This is a genomic window from Chitinophaga sp., assembly GCF_036569125.1.
In the GTDB taxonomy this organism is placed as follows: Bacteria; Bacteroidota; Bacteroidia; order Chitinophagales; family Chitinophagaceae; genus Chitinophaga.
Genome location: NZ_DATCRF010000422.1, coordinates 1 through 17,348, shown reverse-complemented (window position 1 = coordinate 17,348; position 17,348 = coordinate 1). Strand labels below are relative to the sequence as shown.

The window sequence follows — 17,348 nt, the reverse complement described above, 5'->3', positions numbered from 1 at the left end:
GAGTTTATAAGATCAAATACACAGCTACTACCGCCAATGGTTGTACGAAGGATACTACCGTTTCCGCCACCTTTAACCTGAAACCGGCCCTGGCCTTTTCTGCGCTCACTTCAGTGTGCGAGAATGTGAAAACGCCGGTGTCTGTAGCAAAAGGCAGCGTAACCAATGGCGTAGCCGGTACCGGTACTTACCGCGGGCCGGGCACCAATGCCGTGGGCAACTTTAATCCCGCTGCGGCAGGCCCGGGTACACATACCATCTGGTACACATTCACCACCAATGGCGGCTGTAAGGATTCTATTTCAAAGACCATTACAGTATATCCCAAACCAGTAGCCGCATTTGCCGCTACCGCCAGCCTTTGCCAGGGCCAGGTAGCTACCATTACAGATAATTCCACCATTCCCTCCGGTAACATCACCAGCTGGAAGTGGAGCTTTGGAGATGGCAGCAGCGCCACTTATACCAATGGCAATGCATTTACCCGCAGCTATGCCGGCAGCAACACCTATAACGTGAAGCTGGTAACCGTGAGCGATAACAGCTGTGTGAGCGATACCGTTACACATGCTATTGCCGTACACCCCTTACCGGTGGCTGACTTTACGTTGCCCACAGCCATCTGTATGCCGGAAGGCGAGGCCGCATTCACCAACCTTACCACGGTAGCAGATAATTCTACATTAACCTACCAGTGGGCCTTTGGCGATGCTACTAACTCTACGGTAAAAGATCCCAAGCATGTATATGCCAGCGCAGGCTCCTACACGGTACAATTGATCGCCAGATCGGCATATGGCTGTACCAGTGATACCGCTAAAGTGCTGAGCGCTTTCTATAACAAACCCATCGCCAGCTTCCTGGTTGAGCCGGATACCTTGTGCCAGGGCGCCGACAATGTGTTCACCGATAAAAGCACCGCCCCTAACAGCAGCATTACAAAATGGGATTGGGCATTTGGAGACGGTAGCGGCGCTACCTCCCGCAACCCGGTTAAACGCTACGATGCGCCGGGCAACTATGATGTAAGGCTCACGGTTACCAATGCCATTGGCTGTGTAAGCAATGCTTTCACCAGCAAAGTGCTGGTATACCTGCAGCCGGTAATAGATGCAGGGTCCTCCTTTGTAGTGCCGGAAGGCACGCTGCTGCATTTTAATGCAACGGCTAATGATTCCTCCGTGCTTACTTTCCGCTGGACGCCGGCGGGCGACTTCACGGATCCCACCATCCTGCGCCCTTACCTGCAGGCCATGCGCGATGAAACGTATACCCTCACCGCAACAGGACAGGGCAACTGTTCCGCCACTGATGCCTTAACCGTAAAAGTGCTGAAACCCGTAAAGGTGCCCAATGCATTTTCTCCTAACGGCGATGGCATTAACGATCAATGGGTGATCACCAACCTGGCCGATTATCCCGGCGCCACAGTAGATGTGTATAACCGTTACGGACAGCGCGTGTACACCTCCAACGGCTACAATGTAGCCTGGGATGGCACCTGGAACGGTAAGGCATTACCACTGGCCACTTATTACTATGTAATTAAGCTGCAAAGCGGTTTCCCGCCGCTCACCGGCAACGTAACCATTTTGAGATAACAATAAAAAACAATTCACATGCAACCGTATCTGAGGACATTAACCAACGCGCACATGGACACAGTGAGGTGCCATGTGGTCAACCAAAAAATAAAAATTGTACGCATGAAACGCTTTACCAGAACCCTGGGTTTGCTGATCGTAGCAACACTCTCCGCCTTAAGCACACGGGCGCAGATAGATCCGCACTTTTCCCAATACTACGTGTACCCCTCCTGGTTAAACCCTGCCTTAACCGGCGCGTTTGACGGTGATTACCGCCTGTCGGCCATTTACCGCACGCAGTGGGGTAACATCAGCAGTCCCTTCTCCACCTTTGGCGCAGCAGCGGACATTACCACCGACAAGAACTTCAACTTCGGCGCCAGTGTGCTGAACCAGTCGGCCGGCGATGGCGGTTACAACTACACCACCGGCTATGCTAACGTAGCCTACACCGGTGTAAAGTTTGGCGCAATGCAAACGCACCAGCTGGCCTTTGGTATGCAGCTGGGTTTTATACAGCGCAAGTTCGATCCCTCCAAGCTCACCTTCGGCGACCAGTGGAATCCCATCACCGGTTACAACCCGGGCACCAGCTCAGCAGATGTGTTTAACAAAACCTCCGCCATGTCGTTCGATGCAGGTGCAGGCGTATTGTATTATGATGCAGAACCGGGAAAGAACTATAACATTTTCGGCGGTTTCTCCGTATCGCACCTTACACGCCCCAAAGACCAGTTCAGTGAAAAGGGCGATGCCCGCATACCCATGCGCTACATTGGCCATGCCGGTGTAAGACTGCAGCTGGGCCAGGGCTTTACCCTAACGCCTAATGCCATGTACATGCGCCAGGGTACTGCTTCTGAGAAAATGTTTGGCGCTTACGGGCAAATGAATGCCGCCATGAATACCGATTTCCTGCTGGGAGCTAACTATCGTGTTAAAGATGCCATCTCCGTATACGCCGGTTTCATTTATAAGACTATGACACTGGGCGCCAGCTACGACATCAATAATTCCGACCTGGGCAAAATGGTGAAAGGCGCCAACAGCTTTGAAGTATCCTTAACCTTCATTGGCCGTAAGAAATACAAGGCGCAGGAAGTAGAATTTGTTTGTCCAAGATTATAATAACACGATTCAAAGAAAACTCATGAAAAGAATATTCTTAGTTGCAGCGGTAGTGTTAATGGGCATGGCAGCACAGGCGCAATTCACCTACGACTACCTGAAGGCCGGTGATTTTTACTATAAAAAGGCCGACTACAATTCTGCCGCACAGTATTATGAAAAATACCTGGCCTCCCGCAAAAGCATTATCCGTCCGGCATCATATAATCCTTACACAACCGGTACGCTCAGCAAAAAGCAGGTAACCCCTGTAAGCAGCGAGCAGCAAGCCATTTATTACCTGGCAGAAAGTTACCGCCAGCTGCATTACTACGTAAAGGCAGCGCCTTATTACGAAGAAGCGCTGGAATTTGATAAAGCACAGTTCCCGCTGGCAGCCTATCATTACGCCACAGCATTGCGCGCGCTGGAAAAATATGAAGCCGCCCAAAAAGCCTTCACCTATTTCCTGAGCATCCACGAAACAAAAGATGAATACACCGCAGCCGCAGAACGGGAAGTAAAGAACCTGCAGTTCATACAGGAGCAGCTGCACCGCAGCGATCTTTCACAATACTCCGTGCACAAAGGCGCCACCGGCCTTAATACCACCGGCGCCAGCTATGCACCCGTATGGCTGAACGATGGTACGTTGCTGTTCACCTCCACCCGCCCGGACAGCGCTACAGATAAGAATCATGTGCACCTGAACCGGGTATACCAGGCCACTATAACAGAAGGCAGCACCTCCAATATTACCCGTTTGGAGCTGCCGCAGCCGCGGGATATTCACCAGGGTGTGATCAGCATTGCACCGGATGGTAACACCTTATTCCTCACCCGCTGGAAAATAGAAGATGGTAAAAAGATCGCCAACATATACCGCAGCAAAAAATACGGCAATGCCTGGAGTGAGCCGCTGATCCTGGATGAGCAGGTGAATGCAGCCGGTTACAGCGCGCAGCAGCCTTTTGTAATGCCCGATGGTAAGCACCTGTTATATGCCAGCGACCGCAAAGGCGGTTACGGTGGTTACGATATCTGGTATGCCGACCTGGATGTAGATGGCAAACCATTGAACAGCCGCAACCTGGGCAGCACCATCAACAGCGCTGATAATGAGCAGGCGCCGTACTACCATGCACCCAGTGGCGTGCTGGTATTTTCTACCGATGGCGGCGTAGGCATGGGCGGCTACGATTTCTTTTACAGCAAAGGCAGCCTGGATAATTGGGAAACGCCGGTGAACTTCGGTTACCCCGTAAATTCCGTAAAAGACGATATCTACTTTGCCAGCAAAGGCACAGAAAAAAATATACTGGAAAACGTGTGGATAGGTTCCGACCGCGCAGCAGAATGCTGCCTGGAATTATTTGCCCTTAGCAAAAATATTCCCGTACCGCCGGATACTATTAAGTCACTGCCGCCGGTAGTAAAAGAAGTACCGCCACCGGCAGTTGAAACACCCACCATTCTGCAGAACGTGTATTATGATTTCAACGTAGCCACGCTGAAACCAGAATCGTACCCCGCGCTGGATGTGCTGGTGAACATGCTGCAGCAGCACCCGGATCTGCGCATTGAGATCAGCGCGCATACAGACAGTAAGGGTTCCGACGCGCTGAACGCCCGCCTCTCTGAAGCAAGGGCCCACAACGTAGTGGAATACCTGATCAGCAAGGGAGTGGATAAGGAAAGGCTGGAATACAAAGGCTATGGCGCTACGCAGCCCATTGCACCTAATACCACACCGGATGGAAAAGATAATCCTGAAGGAAGGCAGAAGAACAGGAGAACAGAGTTTAAAGTGCTGAAGTGATCTTTCGGCCATAATGAAAATCGGTACCGGGCGTTCCGGCACAGGGCGTCCGGTAACCTTAAAACAAATGTTATGCACATATCTATTAAAAGATGCATGGCGGTTGCTTTAATGATCTGTATGGGGGTGCATTCCGTGAGTGCGCAACAACAACCGCATTACACGCAGTACATCATGAACCCGTTTATTATTAACCCGGCCGTGGCAGGTATAGAGAACTACTGGGATGTAAAGGCCAGCCACCGCCACCAGTGGGCAGGGCTCAATGGTTCACCTGTAACCACCTATTTAACGGTGCATGGCCCGCTGCGTAAAAGCGATTACCCGCAGGCATCGCCAACGGGTTTTGAAATAGAAGGTACTAACCCGCGCGGCAGGGCCTATTGGGCCGATTATGAAGCGCCGCCTTCACACCCCGGTGTGGGTTTCACTTTGCTGAATGACAGGACCGGCCCATTGAACCGCGTTTCTTTCAGCGGCACCTATGCACATCATATAGGCCTGGCGCCCCGCACCAGCTTAAGCGCAGGCATCTCGCTGGGCATGCAGTCCATTACCCTGGATGCTTCCAAGCTGGAGCTGCAGAATCCCAATGATCCGGTGATAGCCGGCAGCTCACTGCTGAATACCTGGAAGCCCGAAGTAGCCGCAGGCTTGTGGCTGTACTCCGCAGATTATTTCATTGGCTTATCGGCCCAGAACATTATTCCCATGAACCTGGGTTTTGATGAAGGCAAGGTAGTAGGCGATTCCGTGTACCGTGGTAAGCTGATCCCGCACCTGTTCCTTACCACCGGCTACCGTTTATGGCTATCTGAAGATGTTACCCTGATGCCCTCTGTTATGCTCAAATACATAACAGCAGCGCCGGTAAGCTTTGATGTAAATGCCAAGGTGCAGTACCGCGACCGTATATGGGCCGGCGCATCTTACCGCTATAAGGATGGCGTAGCCGCCATGCTGGGCGTGAACATCAGCTCCACGTTCAACATCGGGTACTCTTATGATTACACCGGATCTTCTTTAAACACCGTAAGCCGTGGCTCGCATGAGATCCTGGTAGGCATCCTGATCGGTAACCGCTATGGCGATCTGTGTCCGCGCAACGTATGGTAACAACAATAAACAGTTTATTCATTTTTCAACCAATACAAACAAACAAGAGTTTTTATGAAACGTTTTTTCCAAGCATCATGGTTTATTCCCTGTGTACTTGTAATGTCTGTAATGTTTACAGCAATATCCTGCTCTAAAGACGGGGATCCCGGACCCGCCGGCCCGGCTGGTCCCAATGGCCCTGCTGGCCCTAAGGGAGATACCGGCCCTAAAGGGGATACCGGTACTGCCAACGTAATTTATTCCGGCTGGCTGGATGTGGCTTTTGAGCAGGATACCGCATCCGGCACCTGGATCGCCAGCCTGGAGGCGCCGCAGATCACCCCCGAAGTATTAGCAGGAGGTGAAATAAAAGTATACATGAACCTGAACTCTGCTGCCGATCCGCTGGTAGCGCCGCTGCCTTACTTTGACGGCGACTACATTATTAACGTACGTTTTGTGGAAGGCCTGATAGGGCTGCTGGCTAACGGCAACCTCTCAACGGTGGTAGATGATAACGGCGTTAAGTACCAGCAGGCACGTTACATTGTGATCCCCGGCGGTACCAGCGCCCGCAAGGCTGCAGCCGGTATTGACTGGAATGATTACAAGCAGGTAAAAGCCTATTTGCATTTAAAAGACTAAAGACTGATCTACTAATAACTCCATCACAGATTAGATTATAGGAAAAAGGGCTGCCCTTTTCAGGGCAGCCTGTTATTAATCTTAACCTTTTTTGGGAACCTCTATTACAGTGTTTATGAACAGAAATTGTGACTTTACCGACGAAGAATTAATACAGCGTTATTTATCCGGCGACAACAGCGCGTTCACCCGCCTCGTGTACCGGCATAAAGACAGGATCTTTACCACCATTGTATTGCTGGTGAAAGACCGTACCCTGGCAGAAGATATTTTCCAGGAGACCTTTATAAAGATCGTGAATGCTTTAAAGGCCGGGCATTATACGGATAACCACCGTTTTGTAGCCTGGGCGGCGCGCATAGCGCATAACTGCAGCATTAACCACTTCCGCAAGGTGCATGTGTCGCTGCCGGTAGTGCTGGGCTACAGGGAAGAGCTTTCCGAGAATTTAGCAGGCATAGAGCCCAGTGAGGAGCAGCGCCTTATTATCCGGGAGCGGCAGCAGGAGCTGCATGGCATGCTGGATATGCTGCCCGCAACACAAAGGGAAGCATTGATACTGCGCTATTATGCCGACCTGAGTTATAAGGAAATAGCAGAGGTGGTGAATGTAGGCATTAACACCGCGTTGGGCCGTGTACGTTATGCCATTATGAACCTGCGTAAGATCATGGAGCACGCCAGGGAGAATGCCATCGCATAATAAAGCGGAAAAGATTCAATAAGCTGAAAGTGAAATGTAGCCTGTGCTGTTCGGGTTGTAACAACAATGCATTTGACCTGCTTCTTAATTCTCAAACATACTTATTAGCAGCTGCGGAAGATCTTTTGTATAAAAGGTTTCGCCTGTTATTACCGGTTTAAGCAAATAAATGTAAGCGGTAATAACAGGCGTTGCGCGGCTATTTTTCAGGAGCCGGTTTAGGGGCTTCTTTTTTATCGGCAACCACTTTTACCTTTTTGCCTGCAAGGGCTTTCTTTACTTTTTTACCTGCAATGTCTTTTTTGCCACCTGCGGCCTTTTTTGCAGCTTTCTTATTAACAGGTGCTTCTTTTTTAACCAGCGGTAATCCTTTGCTGAAGGCCTTAGCTGCTTTCTTCACCCGGTTCTTGAATTTCTTCTCTCCCAATTGTTCCTTCCAATTGGTAAGCAGTGTTTCAAACTGCTGTTCAATTGTTTTACGGGTATCCTTGCTGGATGCTTGCCCCTTCTTTGTGTCAGACATTGAAAATTGTTTGTTTATAAATTATGAGTAATGTGTGGTAACATAAAGTTAACAATTATATAACCCCTGCAATGTTAAGTTTTTTAAAAAGCCGCATAAAACTTTCGTTGTAAATTCGTTATAAGGGTATAATATATTGATATTATGAGCTATATTTGCTGCATTTCACAAGCGTACCTATACCTTATAAACTGAAATGATACCACTGTTACGACCCGTGCTAACGCTTTGCTGCGTAGCCATTACCCTGTGCTGCTATGCCCAGACAGATACCACAAAAAAGATCAGCCGCCCTGCAAAGAAACCGGTGAACACCACCAAGCTGGAACTAACCTATAAAACGTATAACTATACCAGTTATAGCTCCACCGGCGGGTTCCGCTCCGGCAGCGTAAGCATTCCATACCTGGTTGTAAATGATGGTACACCGGTTCCAATGGACCGGAAAGGGAATATGTTAAGAAGGTATTACACCAAAGCTCCCCTGGCCAATGAGCAGCTGGATATTATGAATAAGCACCGCCGCACCGGCAACCTGGAATGCTGGACCCTGGTGCCTGCTGGTATTATAACCGCCTTCAGCGGCCTGCCTGCAGCAGCCAAGGATGGCGCCAGCATGGCCCCCTTCTGGACCCGCTTTGGCATTGGTGGCGCCATGATGGTAGGCGGCGTGTTCCTGAAACATTATCATAATAAAAAGGCAGACCGCGCAATGCGCTATTCCCTGGATCTTTATAATGCCCGCTATTATCAGCCCCTGCCAACAGATACAGGCGCTACCGGTACCGGTAAGAACAATGCAGCCCTGCCTAAAAAGGTGTCTCCTCAAAAAGAATTAAAGGAAACCGTAAAAGGCGCTATAGAAAGAAATGAGCCGGGCAACTCCGGCCTGTATGGCATTACCGTAAACCCCGTAACTATTGATGCCGATGCGCTGAACTTCGGCATAGGCGGTGGCCTGGGCGCATTCTATACCTATAAAAGCATGCTGGGTGTAAGTGCAAATTACCACATTGCTTACCTGGATGATATGAAAGGCGCCGATAAAAAGGATGTGCCTTTTGGCTGGGATGAACGCGGTATTCCAACAGATTATAAACGCGCTACCCGCCTGGAGCTGCAAACAAAGCTAACCCTGTTCTCTTACGACAAGGAAGCCAGCTACAACCTTCATTTGGGCGATATCAGCAACACATATGTAAAAGGGCTGAGAAGAAAAGCTGTGACCCTGCGCCTGGGATATACCATGGAAAATAAGATGATAGAAAGCGGTAACCCTATTCCCTTTGCCACCACTACAGCGCCTATGCAGTATGAAGGCAATCCGCTGGATATCTCAGAAGGCTCGCTGTCACAGTCTGCCGCCATGATGAAGTCCGGCATTATAACAGCCGGCATAGGATGGAGCACTTTCCGCGATATGCAGATAAAGCTGCTGGATGAAAAGTACAAGGGCCGCCGTGCGGAAAAAGGACAGTCGGATTTCTTTGTAGATGTGTTGTACGGACAGTCCATCACCTTCCAGGATATCATGTATTACCATTCCGTAGCTAACGGCAGCGGCCAGGTAGCGCAGCAGGTGAACCTTAGCGGCACACCGGTAAAGAAGATGGGCTTTCGTATAGGCTACCAGGCTATGGTAATGTACCGTTCTTTCTTTGGTACCCGCTTTGCCGTGGAAGCCGGTTTGCGGCCGGGTCCCAAAATGAGCAACGACGATCATATGTATGCACGCATAACATATGGTATCATATTCGGAGGGCGCGCTGCACATGAATAGTTGCAGCCTCCCATCCCTGTATTTACAGCCTCCTTCATAATTTAATTGGCAGCCTCTGCCAGGTTCGCTAGCTTTCCGGGTAAATAATCCCATTATGAAAGCAATAACCTGTCTTGTAGCCATCATCATCTTTTTACCACTCATAGCATCTGCACAATTAACTACGGTGCCCAGTGGTAATAATAAAAAAGCATCTGTAAGCGAACGTATTGGTTTAACGGATGTAACCATTCATTACGACCGCCCCGGTGTAAAAGGCAGGGAAGGTAAGATCTGGGGGCAGCTGGTGCCCGTTGGTTTTACAGACCCTGGTTTTGGCAGCAGCAAGGCTGCCCCCTGGAGGGCCGGCGCCAATGAGAACACCACTTTTGAATTTAGCAATGATGTGAAAATAGCCGGCCAGCCCTTACCCGCCGGCAAATATGGATTTTTTGTAGCCTATGGGCCTGATGAATGTACCCTCATTTTTTCTAAGAACTCCACTTCATGGGGGCAGTTCTATTACAATGAGCAGGAAGATGCCCTGCGGGTAAAAGTAAAACCCGTGGCACTGGCTAACAGCGTGGAATGGCTGAAATATGAGTTCATGGATGAAACAGAGAACACCGCTACCGTGGCCCTGGAATGGGAAAAGCTCAGTATCCCCTTCACTGTTGAAACTGATTATGTAAAAGATCAGATCAGCTCCTTCCGCCGTGAATTAAGATCAGATAAGGGGTTTAACTGGCAGGGCTGGAACCAGGCCGCCCAGTGGTGCGTGCAGCATAATACCAACCTCGAAGAAGCGCTGCTGTGGTCCGATTCTGCCACCTCCAACAATTTTGGCGGAGAGGCCAGCTTCCCGGCCTGGAGCACCAAAGCACAGGTGCTGAATAAGCTGGGACGTAACGATGAAGCCACCGCTGTTATGAAGAAATCGCTGCCCCTGGCCGGCATGAACGAGCTGCACCAATACGGCCGCCAGCTGATACAGCAGAAAAAGCCGGCAGAAGCGCTGGAAGTGTTTAAGCAGAACTTTGACAAACATCCCAACCAGTACACCACCCTTATGGGATTAACCCGCGGCTACTCCGCCACCGGGGATTATAAATCGGCATTGAAGTATGCCCGCCAGGCCCTGACGCTTGCGCCCGACCAGCTCAATAAAACCACGGTGCAGGGTGCTATTGATAAGCTAACCGCCGGCAAGGATGTGAACTAACGGCAGTGGCGCCTGCCAGGTTGGCCTGCGGCCCTATTTTTGATGAATAACAGGAAAAAGGGGCTATGGAAACTAAAAATGCGCAACCTTCTTTTGGTGAGCTTATAAATGGTAATAAACCGGTGCTGGTAGATTTTTCTGCGGAATGGTGCGGCCCATGTAAAATGATGCCGCCCATTCTTAAAGAGCTGAAGAACATGACCGGGGATGATGTGGTGATCCTGAAAATGGATGTGGACCGTAATCCCAAGCTGGCAGCAGCTTACCAGATCCAAAGTGTGCCCACCCTCATGGTGTTCCGGGGCGGTGAGGTAAAATGGCGGCAAAGCGGTGTAATGAATGCCCGGGAGCTGAAAGGGGTGATCGATCAGTTTAAGGGCTAAATTTCCCGCATCCGCAGTATCTTGCCGCATATATGCCGGTCATTCAGTCATCTACGTACAAACCACCATTCTTTTTACGGCATCGTCATTTGCAGACGATCTATCCCGCTTTATTCCGGAAGCTGCCGCGCGTACATTATGAACGCGCACGCTTTACTACTACCGACCAGGATTTCCTGGACCTGGATTTCAGCCGCATTGGCAGTAAAAAGATCGTGCTCATTTTACATGGGCTGGAAGGGAATGCTACCCGCCAGTATGTAAAAGGCATGGTGCATATTTTTAACCAGGGCGGGTACGATACGATATCCATGAACTTCCGCGGCTGCAGCGGGGAGCCCAACCAGCTGCTGCGCTTTTATCACAGCGGTGAAACCGGCGACCTGGCGCAGGTAATAGATCATCTTACTACATTAGATCAATACGAGAGCATTCACCTGGTAGGTTTCTCATTAGGCGGCAATGTTACCCTTAAATATTTAGGTGAGCAGGGCGCGGAGCTTCATCCCTCCGTTCGTTCTGCCGTAACCTTTTCCGTTCCCTGCGATCTGCGGGACAGCTCTGTGGAATTAGAGAAAAAGCATAACACGGTATATATGCGCCGCTTTATCCGCGAGCTGGGTTTAAAGCTGCAGGCAAAAGCACAGCGTTTTCCCGGCATGATCAACCTGGACAATTACCACACTATCAAAAGCTTCCGGGAGTTTGATGACCGTTATACCGCGCCCATTCACGGCTTCCCTGATGCGCTCACCTACTGGGACCGCTGCAGCTCCAAACCTTTCCTGGAAAATATCCGCATTCCCACCTTGCTCGTTAATGCATTGGACGATCCTTTTTTAGGCAAAGGCAGCTTCCCATATGAAGCAGCGGAAAACAATCCTCATTTTTACCTGGAAACGCCCAGCCATGGCGGGCATGTAGGCTTTGTAACTTTTGGCGGCACGTTCTACTGGTCGGAGCGGCGGGCCTTTGGGTTTATCAGCAGGAATACCTGATAAAAATAAAGCGGCAGGGACTGCTCCCCGCCGCTGCTCGGTTAAACTAGGATTGGTTCAAAAACCAGGTGGTGTATTGCAAATAGTCAGGGCTTAATATGAATATCCATGGCGCCGGATATTTCCGTTGAGATCTCTCCCAGGAAACGGTCCGGGTTATCAGGGTCGGTAGAAGTATTACCATTGCAGCTTTGGCCGGTGTACACTTTCACAAAATCAATATATTTTAAGGTTACGCTTTTGCCGTTGGCATCTACTGCATTGCTGATCTCCAGCTTATTGTAGCCGCGGCCTTCATCATTGATGGTTTGCAGCACATCGGCCGATCCGTTATCGGAATAACCCCAGTCAAAAGGTTTGTTGGTCACAAGGTCGGTCTGGTAAACAGGATCGTACTTTTTGCCAATGGTATTGGGCAGCAGGGTGCCTTCAAAGGAAATAGAATCCGGGTTTGCGAAAGAAGGGTAGTAGGGCTGCATGTGAAAATAGTTGGCCAGCACATAACCGCTGCGGCCCTGGTTATCTTTCCATAATATATCCGTAGCTTCTTCTTTTTTAGGATTGTAATACGTGATGCGGTATTTTTTTATGGTAGTGGCTTTTGCATATTCGCTGCCGGCCAGCTCATACCATTCGCCATCATCCGGTTTGCCGTTGCCGTTCTTATCCTGCATTACCAGCACAATGCCCGGCTCTGACCATTCCTGGCCGGCATTGGTTAAGGGATTGCCAAAGATGCCAAGATCATCGCCATCTTTATTCTCAATGGAATGGTCAAATCCAAAGATCACATAGCCGCCGTAGCTGCCCAGTGAAAGTAAAGCATCGCTGCCGCCAATGAGCTTTTTAGCGCCGGCACTATCACCTAAATTATTTTCATTTATAAACTGCCCGGGCGCAGGAAGGTATTCAAACACCTGGCTTATGTAAGGGCTGCTGGCAGCGGTTGCCGGCCGGAAATGGTCCGGTTCTTCCGGCGCAGGCGTTTCATCTGCCTTCTTGGAACAGGCCGCCAGCAGCAGTGCAGCAGATAAAAAAGTAAGCCGGGTACATCTTGTGAATTGCATATATGGAAGTATTAATTTTTCTTCAGGAATACAAAGTGGCCGGGAATATCCCCGGTTTCAACAGACCATTTCTTTTTACCGCTTTTATCAAAGCAGTACAGGATGCCGGGCGATACGTAGTCCAGCGCATCAGATACATACACATCTTCCGTATCCGGGTCTACCAGTATACCATAGGGTATTACGATCTGTTTATCGGTACCATCGGTAATGAATTGTTTAGTAAGCAGCGTATCATCCTTTACATTGATCAACGCATAGCTGATGGTGTTGGAATGGGTAATGTAGCTCCATGCCACACTGTAGATGTATGCCAGGTCTTTATGGATAAAGATGTTGCTGGCTGCTATATTAAATTGCTTTTTCACCGTGTCGGTATGCGTATCAATTACGTATAGCCGGGAGGGTACGGTGTAATAATCGCCCCGGGAGGTTACATACAGGTCGCCGTAAGGGTCAAGCGCCAGGCGGTCCAGGTTAATGGCTACATCAATACGCTTCAGCTCCTGCTGCGTGTCCAGGTTTATTACGGATACGGTGCGCTCATAATTAGGCGGGCTATAGCCGCCGGAGTTGGCCACATACAGCTTGTTGCCGCTAATGGCCATCTGCTCCGGGTTACGGCCTGTTTTAATACGCGCGGTTTCTGTAAGGGAAGTAGTATCTATCACGGACACATAACCATCGTTAGAGGTGATGTATGCATTGCCTTTATAAAAAACTACGTAGCGGCATTGCCGTATGCTCAGCTGTTTAATACGGGTTACAGTAGCAGCATCCACTACCTCAACCTTGTTGGAGTTGTTCACTACAATGTACATTTTGCTGCCGTAGATCTGGATGTCGTTGCCAACATCGCCCAGGCCTTTGGTCACTTCGGGGTTGTAGGCTTCAAACAGGCGGCGGCTGTAGCGGCCCGTGCTAAGATCCAGGTAATCCAGGGAAGCTTTGTTCATGTTCATATTCCCCTCATTCAGCACATACAAGCCCTGCATGGCAGGCGTAATATCATGCGGGCGGCTGTAGCCGCTTATCTCCACGTTGTCAACCTGCGGCAGCATTATATCTTTACGGCAGGCCGTGAGCAGCAGCAGGCTGCATAAAAGAGTGCGGTATAAATTATTCACAGACATCATAGTTATGATCAGCGGCTTATGCTTAAAGTAAGCCGGTAGTTACGGCCTGGCATGGGAAAGTTCAATACCACATCGTAATACTGGTTTAATAAATTATTCACCTCAAACGTGAGCTTATTGGTGAATGACTGACGTGTTAATGTCCAGGAGGCAGAAAGGTCGCTGGTGTACCAGGGCTGCACATAATTCACGGGTATATTCCTTTTCTGGCTGTAACGTTCCCCGGTATAGATAAAGCTGTAGTTCAGCGACAGGGAACGCCAGTCGGCGCCCAGTGTAAAAGATCCGCTGTGCCAGGGCGTATAGGGGATCTGCTGCCCGTAGTTAAAACCGCCTTTGCCCGAAGTAACATCCTGCGCCTGCTGGTAAGTGTAGTTAATGCCCGCATTTACAAGCAGCTCCTTAAAAGGTTGTACGGCGGTGTTAAGCACTGCATCTATCCCTTTAATATCCACCCGCCCCAGGTTCATCATCGACCAGCCAAAGAGGTTATCCGAAGGCACGGCCACTATCTTATCCTTTACACGGTTGTAATAAGCATCTGTCTGCAGGGAAATGTATAACCAGCGCCCGCGCATGGGTTGCTGCCAGGTAAAACCTGCATCGTACTGCTGCACATATTCCGGTTTCAGGTTATTGTTGCCAATGAAGGTATAGTACAGGTCATTGAAAGTAGGCAGGCGGAAAATGTGTTTGTAAAAAGTACGCAGCCATAAATGCTGCTGTGCAAAAGGCTTCCAGGCCAGCGAAAGGGAAGGTGTGTATTCTCTTTTAGGACCGGCGCTTTCATAGGTTTGTACTTTTTCATTCACAATGGTGGCCAGTAAATTGCCCTGTATTTCCAGCTGTGGTAAATGCAGCCGGCTGGCCAGCGCTACCAGCGTGGTATAGCGGGTAGGGTAGGGAAAGCGGTACAGGTTTGCATCCATGGTGTTGGATATAAAGTCTGCTGCCAGCGAGCTTTCCCACCAGCGGTTAATGGTATATTCATTCGCCAGGGATACATACACTTCTTTCTGGTGGTAGTAGTTATCCAGCAAATGTTGTTCGTTGGGATATTCGGGATCAATATACCGGCTATACAGATCGGAGTATTTGGCATTGGCCAGCAGGCGGTACCGTTTGCGCGGATCGCTGTGAAAGCTGGCCTGCACAAACTGGTCACGGTCTTCCAGGTGCTGCCCGTAATTGAAATGGTTGGCTACAATAGCGCCCGGCAAACCGCGGGCAGACTGGTAGCGGTAATACTTCACAGACCAGCGGCTGCTATCCGCCAGCAGGCCGTTTAAGCCGGCTTCGGCGCGGAAGGCATTTACATTGCCATTCTGCCGCACTGCCGTAGTATCATACTTGCCGTTGGTGTAGCGGAATTTATACCGCCCGTTGGCATTGATCCATTCGGTGCTCAGGGTGCTATATATGCGCGATGTAATTTTTTGCTGCCATAACAGCGAGGGGTTAACTAAACCGGATGAGCCGGTTTTGAAGCTTACTTTTCCATGCCATTGTTCATTGTTTAAAAATTGAGGCGTACGGGATTGCAGGGCTAATACATTGCCTGCGGAAAAAGCCCTGGCAGGCTGTAATAACGTAGGGGGCTGCCCGTTATACAGGGCTGCTTCGGAAATATTGTCCAGGGAGAATTTACCCAGGTCTACCTGCCCGTTCTGCGCATTGCCCAGCACCAGCCCGTCATAGCTCACCGCTGTGTGGTTGGTGCCCATGCTGCGCACATTAATAGTTTTTAAACCGCCTATGCCGCCATAATCTTTTAGCTGCACACCGGAAAAATACCGTACTGCATCAGCTACAGACAGGCTGTTTAAGCGCTGCAGCTTTAGCCCGGATAATACCTGCATGGCGGTAACCGGGTTCAGGCCTGCCGGCAGGCGTTTGGCATCTACCCGTACTTCCTGTAAAGTGGTAGTGTCTTTTATCTGGGAATAAGCAGCGCCGGCCCATAACAGGCTGGCACTGCTTAACAGGTGAACATACTTACGGATAAAGGCCGGTTGTTGCATAATTAATGGAATACCGGCATGGCAGGGAAATACCAGCCTGTATAGGTTAATGTCTTTTTCAATACTGCCGTAGTAGCGTCATAGATCAGTATGCGGTTGGTATCGCCGGTGAATGCACCGTTAATGGTGGTGAGCACCAGCTCATTTTTATCTTTGTTATACGCTGCGCCTGCGCCATAAAAGAACTGGCCGCTGGGCAGGGTAATAAAAGGTGTGGTTAAAGATGCTGCATTACCAATTACATAACGGTACAGCTGTGTGCCGCCGGCAAAACCGTTGTTGCGCACGATGTACACGGTGCTTTCCTGTGTGGAGGAGGTAATGGCGGCATGCCGCCATGCGCCCCAGGGAGAGGGTACGCTGAAAGGCAGCTTCAGCGCGGTACGGCCCAGTGTAGCGGGATCAATACGGATCAGTGAATCTGCATTGGTGGCATATACAGCGCCATCTTTACCCAATGCAAAAGCCAGGTTGGCTGCGCCGAAATTCTTTACCCAGGCATAGGTGCTGCTGTTGATAGCAACAATACCATCTGTTTGCGACAGTACAAATACATAGCTGCCGGCTTTCAGCATATCGCCGGTATAACCGGCTACTGCGCTGATCTTAGTGCCAATAGCCAGGCTGGGTAACGTTACCGGGTATACGCCATCTTTAGCGCTCAGCAAGCCATGGGTAGCGTCAATACCAATGAACGCATGACCATCATTCTGCGGCAGGGAAGCCACACGGCCGGTTTCCACCATAGTGTTGGCATCTGTTACCACCATGGGCCCGCCTACTTTAATTACAATGTACATTTTACCATTAAAGATGGTGGCGTACTGCAGGGTGCTGGTGGCAGTACCCAGGGTGCCGCTGGGGTTTTGTTGATGATACACGTTCAGGTCCAGGCTATCGCCGCTGTAAGAATAAAAATGCAGGTCGCCTGTACCATGGCCAAACCAGCCTTCATTGGCAATAAAAAAGCCATTGGCATAATTCGCTAATAATGCGCTTTGCTGGGCATTAACTTTTCCAAGCTCCGCTGCTTCTTTTTGCAGCGGCTGCAGCGCATCTTCTTTCTGGCAGGCTGCAAAGAAAACAGTAAGGGTTCCCAATAACAAAAGGGGCAATAGTTGTCTTTTCATATGATCGTATGGGTTTAAAAATACAGGGACATACAATGCCTGCCGGGCCAGCAGCCCGGAAAAAAACAATTGTAATAAGCACTGGTATTATTGCACCAGCACTACACGCCATGGGTAAAAACGATACAGTAAAAAAGAATATAATGCCGGT

Annotated in this window: 15 protein-coding genes; 10 read left to right on the top strand and 5 right to left on the bottom strand. The window is 49.8% G+C overall.

The window, feature by feature from the left end; translation table 11 throughout:
• The 6 genes from VIM87_RS15685 to VIM87_RS15660 form a co-directional block, all read left to right on the top strand.
• A partial coding sequence (locus VIM87_RS15685; RefSeq protein ID WP_331997904.1) for a gliding motility-associated C-terminal domain-containing protein occupies positions 1-1,601 on the top strand: 1,601 nt, incomplete at its 5' end.
• A 105-nt stretch (positions 1,602-1,706) separates the two neighbouring features.
• Positions 1,707-2,714, top strand: a complete 1,008-nt coding sequence (locus VIM87_RS15680) for a PorP/SprF family type IX secretion system membrane protein (protein WP_331997903.1) — start codon at positions 1,707-1,709, stop codon at positions 2,712-2,714.
• A 22-nt stretch (positions 2,715-2,736) separates the two neighbouring features.
• The gene (locus VIM87_RS15675; protein WP_331997902.1) at positions 2,737-4,512 is read left to right on the top strand and encodes an OmpA family protein; all 1,776 of its coding nucleotides are present in this window, start codon (positions 2,737-2,739) and stop codon (positions 4,510-4,512) included.
• 72 nt (positions 4,513-4,584) lie between these two features.
• Complete coding sequence (locus tag VIM87_RS15670; RefSeq protein WP_331997901.1) at positions 4,585-5,628, top strand: type IX secretion system membrane protein PorP/SprF; 1,044 nt, start codon at positions 4,585-4,587, stop codon at positions 5,626-5,628.
• Positions 5,629-5,739: 111 nt separating this feature from the next.
• Complete coding sequence (locus tag VIM87_RS15665; protein WP_331997900.1) at positions 5,740-6,255, top strand: hypothetical protein; 516 nt, start codon at positions 5,740-5,742, stop codon at positions 6,253-6,255.
• Positions 6,256-6,370: 115 nt separating this feature from the next.
• Positions 6,371-6,958, top strand: a complete 588-nt coding sequence (locus VIM87_RS15660; protein ID WP_331997899.1) for an RNA polymerase sigma factor — start codon at positions 6,371-6,373, stop codon at positions 6,956-6,958.
• 199 nt (positions 6,959-7,157) lie between these two features.
• Here the strand turns inward: VIM87_RS15660 and VIM87_RS15655 are convergent, their stop codons facing one another.
• Positions 7,158-7,481: a hypothetical protein gene (locus tag VIM87_RS15655; RefSeq protein WP_331997898.1), complete on the bottom strand. Its 324-nt coding sequence runs from the start codon at positions 7,479-7,481 to the stop codon at positions 7,158-7,160.
• A gap of 196 nt (positions 7,482-7,677) precedes the next feature.
• On the opposite strand from VIM87_RS15655, the gene VIM87_RS15650 reads away from it, so the two are divergent.
• The 4 genes from VIM87_RS15650 to VIM87_RS15635 all read left to right on the top strand — a co-directional run bounded on the left by VIM87_RS15650 (position 7,678) and on the right by VIM87_RS15635 (position 11,843).
• Positions 7,678-9,261 (top strand): hypothetical protein, encoded by a 1,584-nt coding sequence (locus VIM87_RS15650; RefSeq protein ID WP_331997897.1) that lies wholly within the window; start codon positions 7,678-7,680, stop codon positions 9,259-9,261.
• 94 nt (positions 9,262-9,355) lie between these two features.
• Positions 9,356-10,462: a DUF2911 domain-containing protein gene (locus VIM87_RS15645; protein ID WP_331997896.1), complete on the top strand. Its 1,107-nt coding sequence runs from the start codon at positions 9,356-9,358 to the stop codon at positions 10,460-10,462.
• Positions 10,463-10,527: 65 nt separating this feature from the next.
• Positions 10,528-10,845: a thioredoxin gene (gene trxA / locus VIM87_RS15640; RefSeq protein ID WP_331997895.1), complete on the top strand. Its 318-nt coding sequence runs from the start codon at positions 10,528-10,530 to the stop codon at positions 10,843-10,845.
• Positions 10,846-10,934: 89 nt separating this feature from the next.
• Entirely contained in the window at positions 10,935-11,843 is a 909-nt protein-coding gene (locus VIM87_RS15635; protein ID WP_331997894.1) for a YheT family hydrolase, read from the top strand.
• Positions 11,844-11,929: 86 nt separating this feature from the next.
• On the opposite strand, the gene VIM87_RS15630 is transcribed toward VIM87_RS15635, so the two are convergent.
• Genes VIM87_RS15630 through VIM87_RS15615 form a run of 4 tightly spaced genes read right to left on the bottom strand, consistent with a single transcriptional unit; the run spans position 11,930 to position 17,197 of the window.
• A complete protein-coding gene (locus tag VIM87_RS15630) occupies positions 11,930-12,910 on the bottom strand; it encodes a hypothetical protein (protein ID WP_331997893.1) in 981 nt (326 codons plus the stop codon).
• Between the two features lie 11 nt (positions 12,911-12,921).
• Positions 12,922-14,043 carry a YncE family protein gene (locus VIM87_RS15625; RefSeq protein ID WP_331997905.1) on the bottom strand — a complete coding sequence of 374 codons (1,122 nt, stop codon included), beginning with the start codon at positions 14,041-14,043 and terminating at the stop codon, positions 12,922-12,924.
• Positions 14,044-14,054: 11 nt separating this feature from the next.
• The gene (locus VIM87_RS15620; RefSeq protein ID WP_331997892.1) at positions 14,055-16,067 is read right to left on the bottom strand and encodes a TonB-dependent receptor; all 2,013 of its coding nucleotides are present in this window, start codon (positions 16,065-16,067) and stop codon (positions 14,055-14,057) included.
• A gap of 2 nt (positions 16,068-16,069) precedes the next feature.
• A complete protein-coding gene (locus VIM87_RS15615; RefSeq protein WP_331997891.1) occupies positions 16,070-17,197 on the bottom strand; it encodes a DUF5074 domain-containing protein in 1,128 nt (375 codons plus the stop codon).
• Between the last annotated feature and the right edge of the window lie 151 nt (positions 17,198-17,348).

Bases quoted from the DNA above. Each gene is read 5' to 3' on its own strand.
- VIM87_RS15645 (WP_331997896.1), top strand. From the start codon at position 9,356: ATGAAAGCAATAACCTGTCTTGTAGCCATCATCATCTTTTTACCACTC.
- VIM87_RS15655 (WP_331997898.1), bottom strand. From the start codon at position 7,481: ATGTCTGACACAAAGAAGGGGCAAGCATCCAGCAAGGATACCCGTAAA.
- VIM87_RS15630 (WP_331997893.1), bottom strand. From the start codon at position 12,910: ATGCAATTCACAAGATGTACCCGGCTTACTTTTTTATCTGCTGCACTG.
- VIM87_RS15660 (WP_331997899.1), top strand. From the start codon at position 6,371: ATGAACAGAAATTGTGACTTTACCGACGAAGAATTAATACAGCGTTAT.
- VIM87_RS15675 (WP_331997902.1), top strand. From the start codon at position 2,737: ATGAAAAGAATATTCTTAGTTGCAGCGGTAGTGTTAATGGGCATGGCA.
- trxA (WP_331997895.1), top strand. From the start codon at position 10,528: ATGGAAACTAAAAATGCGCAACCTTCTTTTGGTGAGCTTATAAATGGT.
- VIM87_RS15620 (WP_331997892.1), bottom strand. From the start codon at position 16,067: ATGCAACAACCGGCCTTTATCCGTAAGTATGTTCACCTGTTAAGCAGT.
- VIM87_RS15650 (WP_331997897.1), top strand. From the start codon at position 7,678: ATGATACCACTGTTACGACCCGTGCTAACGCTTTGCTGCGTAGCCATT.
- VIM87_RS15625 (WP_331997905.1), bottom strand. From the start codon at position 14,043: ATGTCTGTGAATAATTTATACCGCACTCTTTTATGCAGCCTGCTGCTG.
- VIM87_RS15670 (WP_331997901.1), top strand. From the start codon at position 4,585: ATGCACATATCTATTAAAAGATGCATGGCGGTTGCTTTAATGATCTGT.
- VIM87_RS15665 (WP_331997900.1), top strand. From the start codon at position 5,740: ATGTTTACAGCAATATCCTGCTCTAAAGACGGGGATCCCGGACCCGCC.
- VIM87_RS15615 (WP_331997891.1), bottom strand. From the start codon at position 17,197: ATGAAAAGACAACTATTGCCCCTTTTGTTATTGGGAACCCTTACTGTT.
- VIM87_RS15680 (WP_331997903.1), top strand. From the start codon at position 1,707: ATGAAACGCTTTACCAGAACCCTGGGTTTGCTGATCGTAGCAACACTC.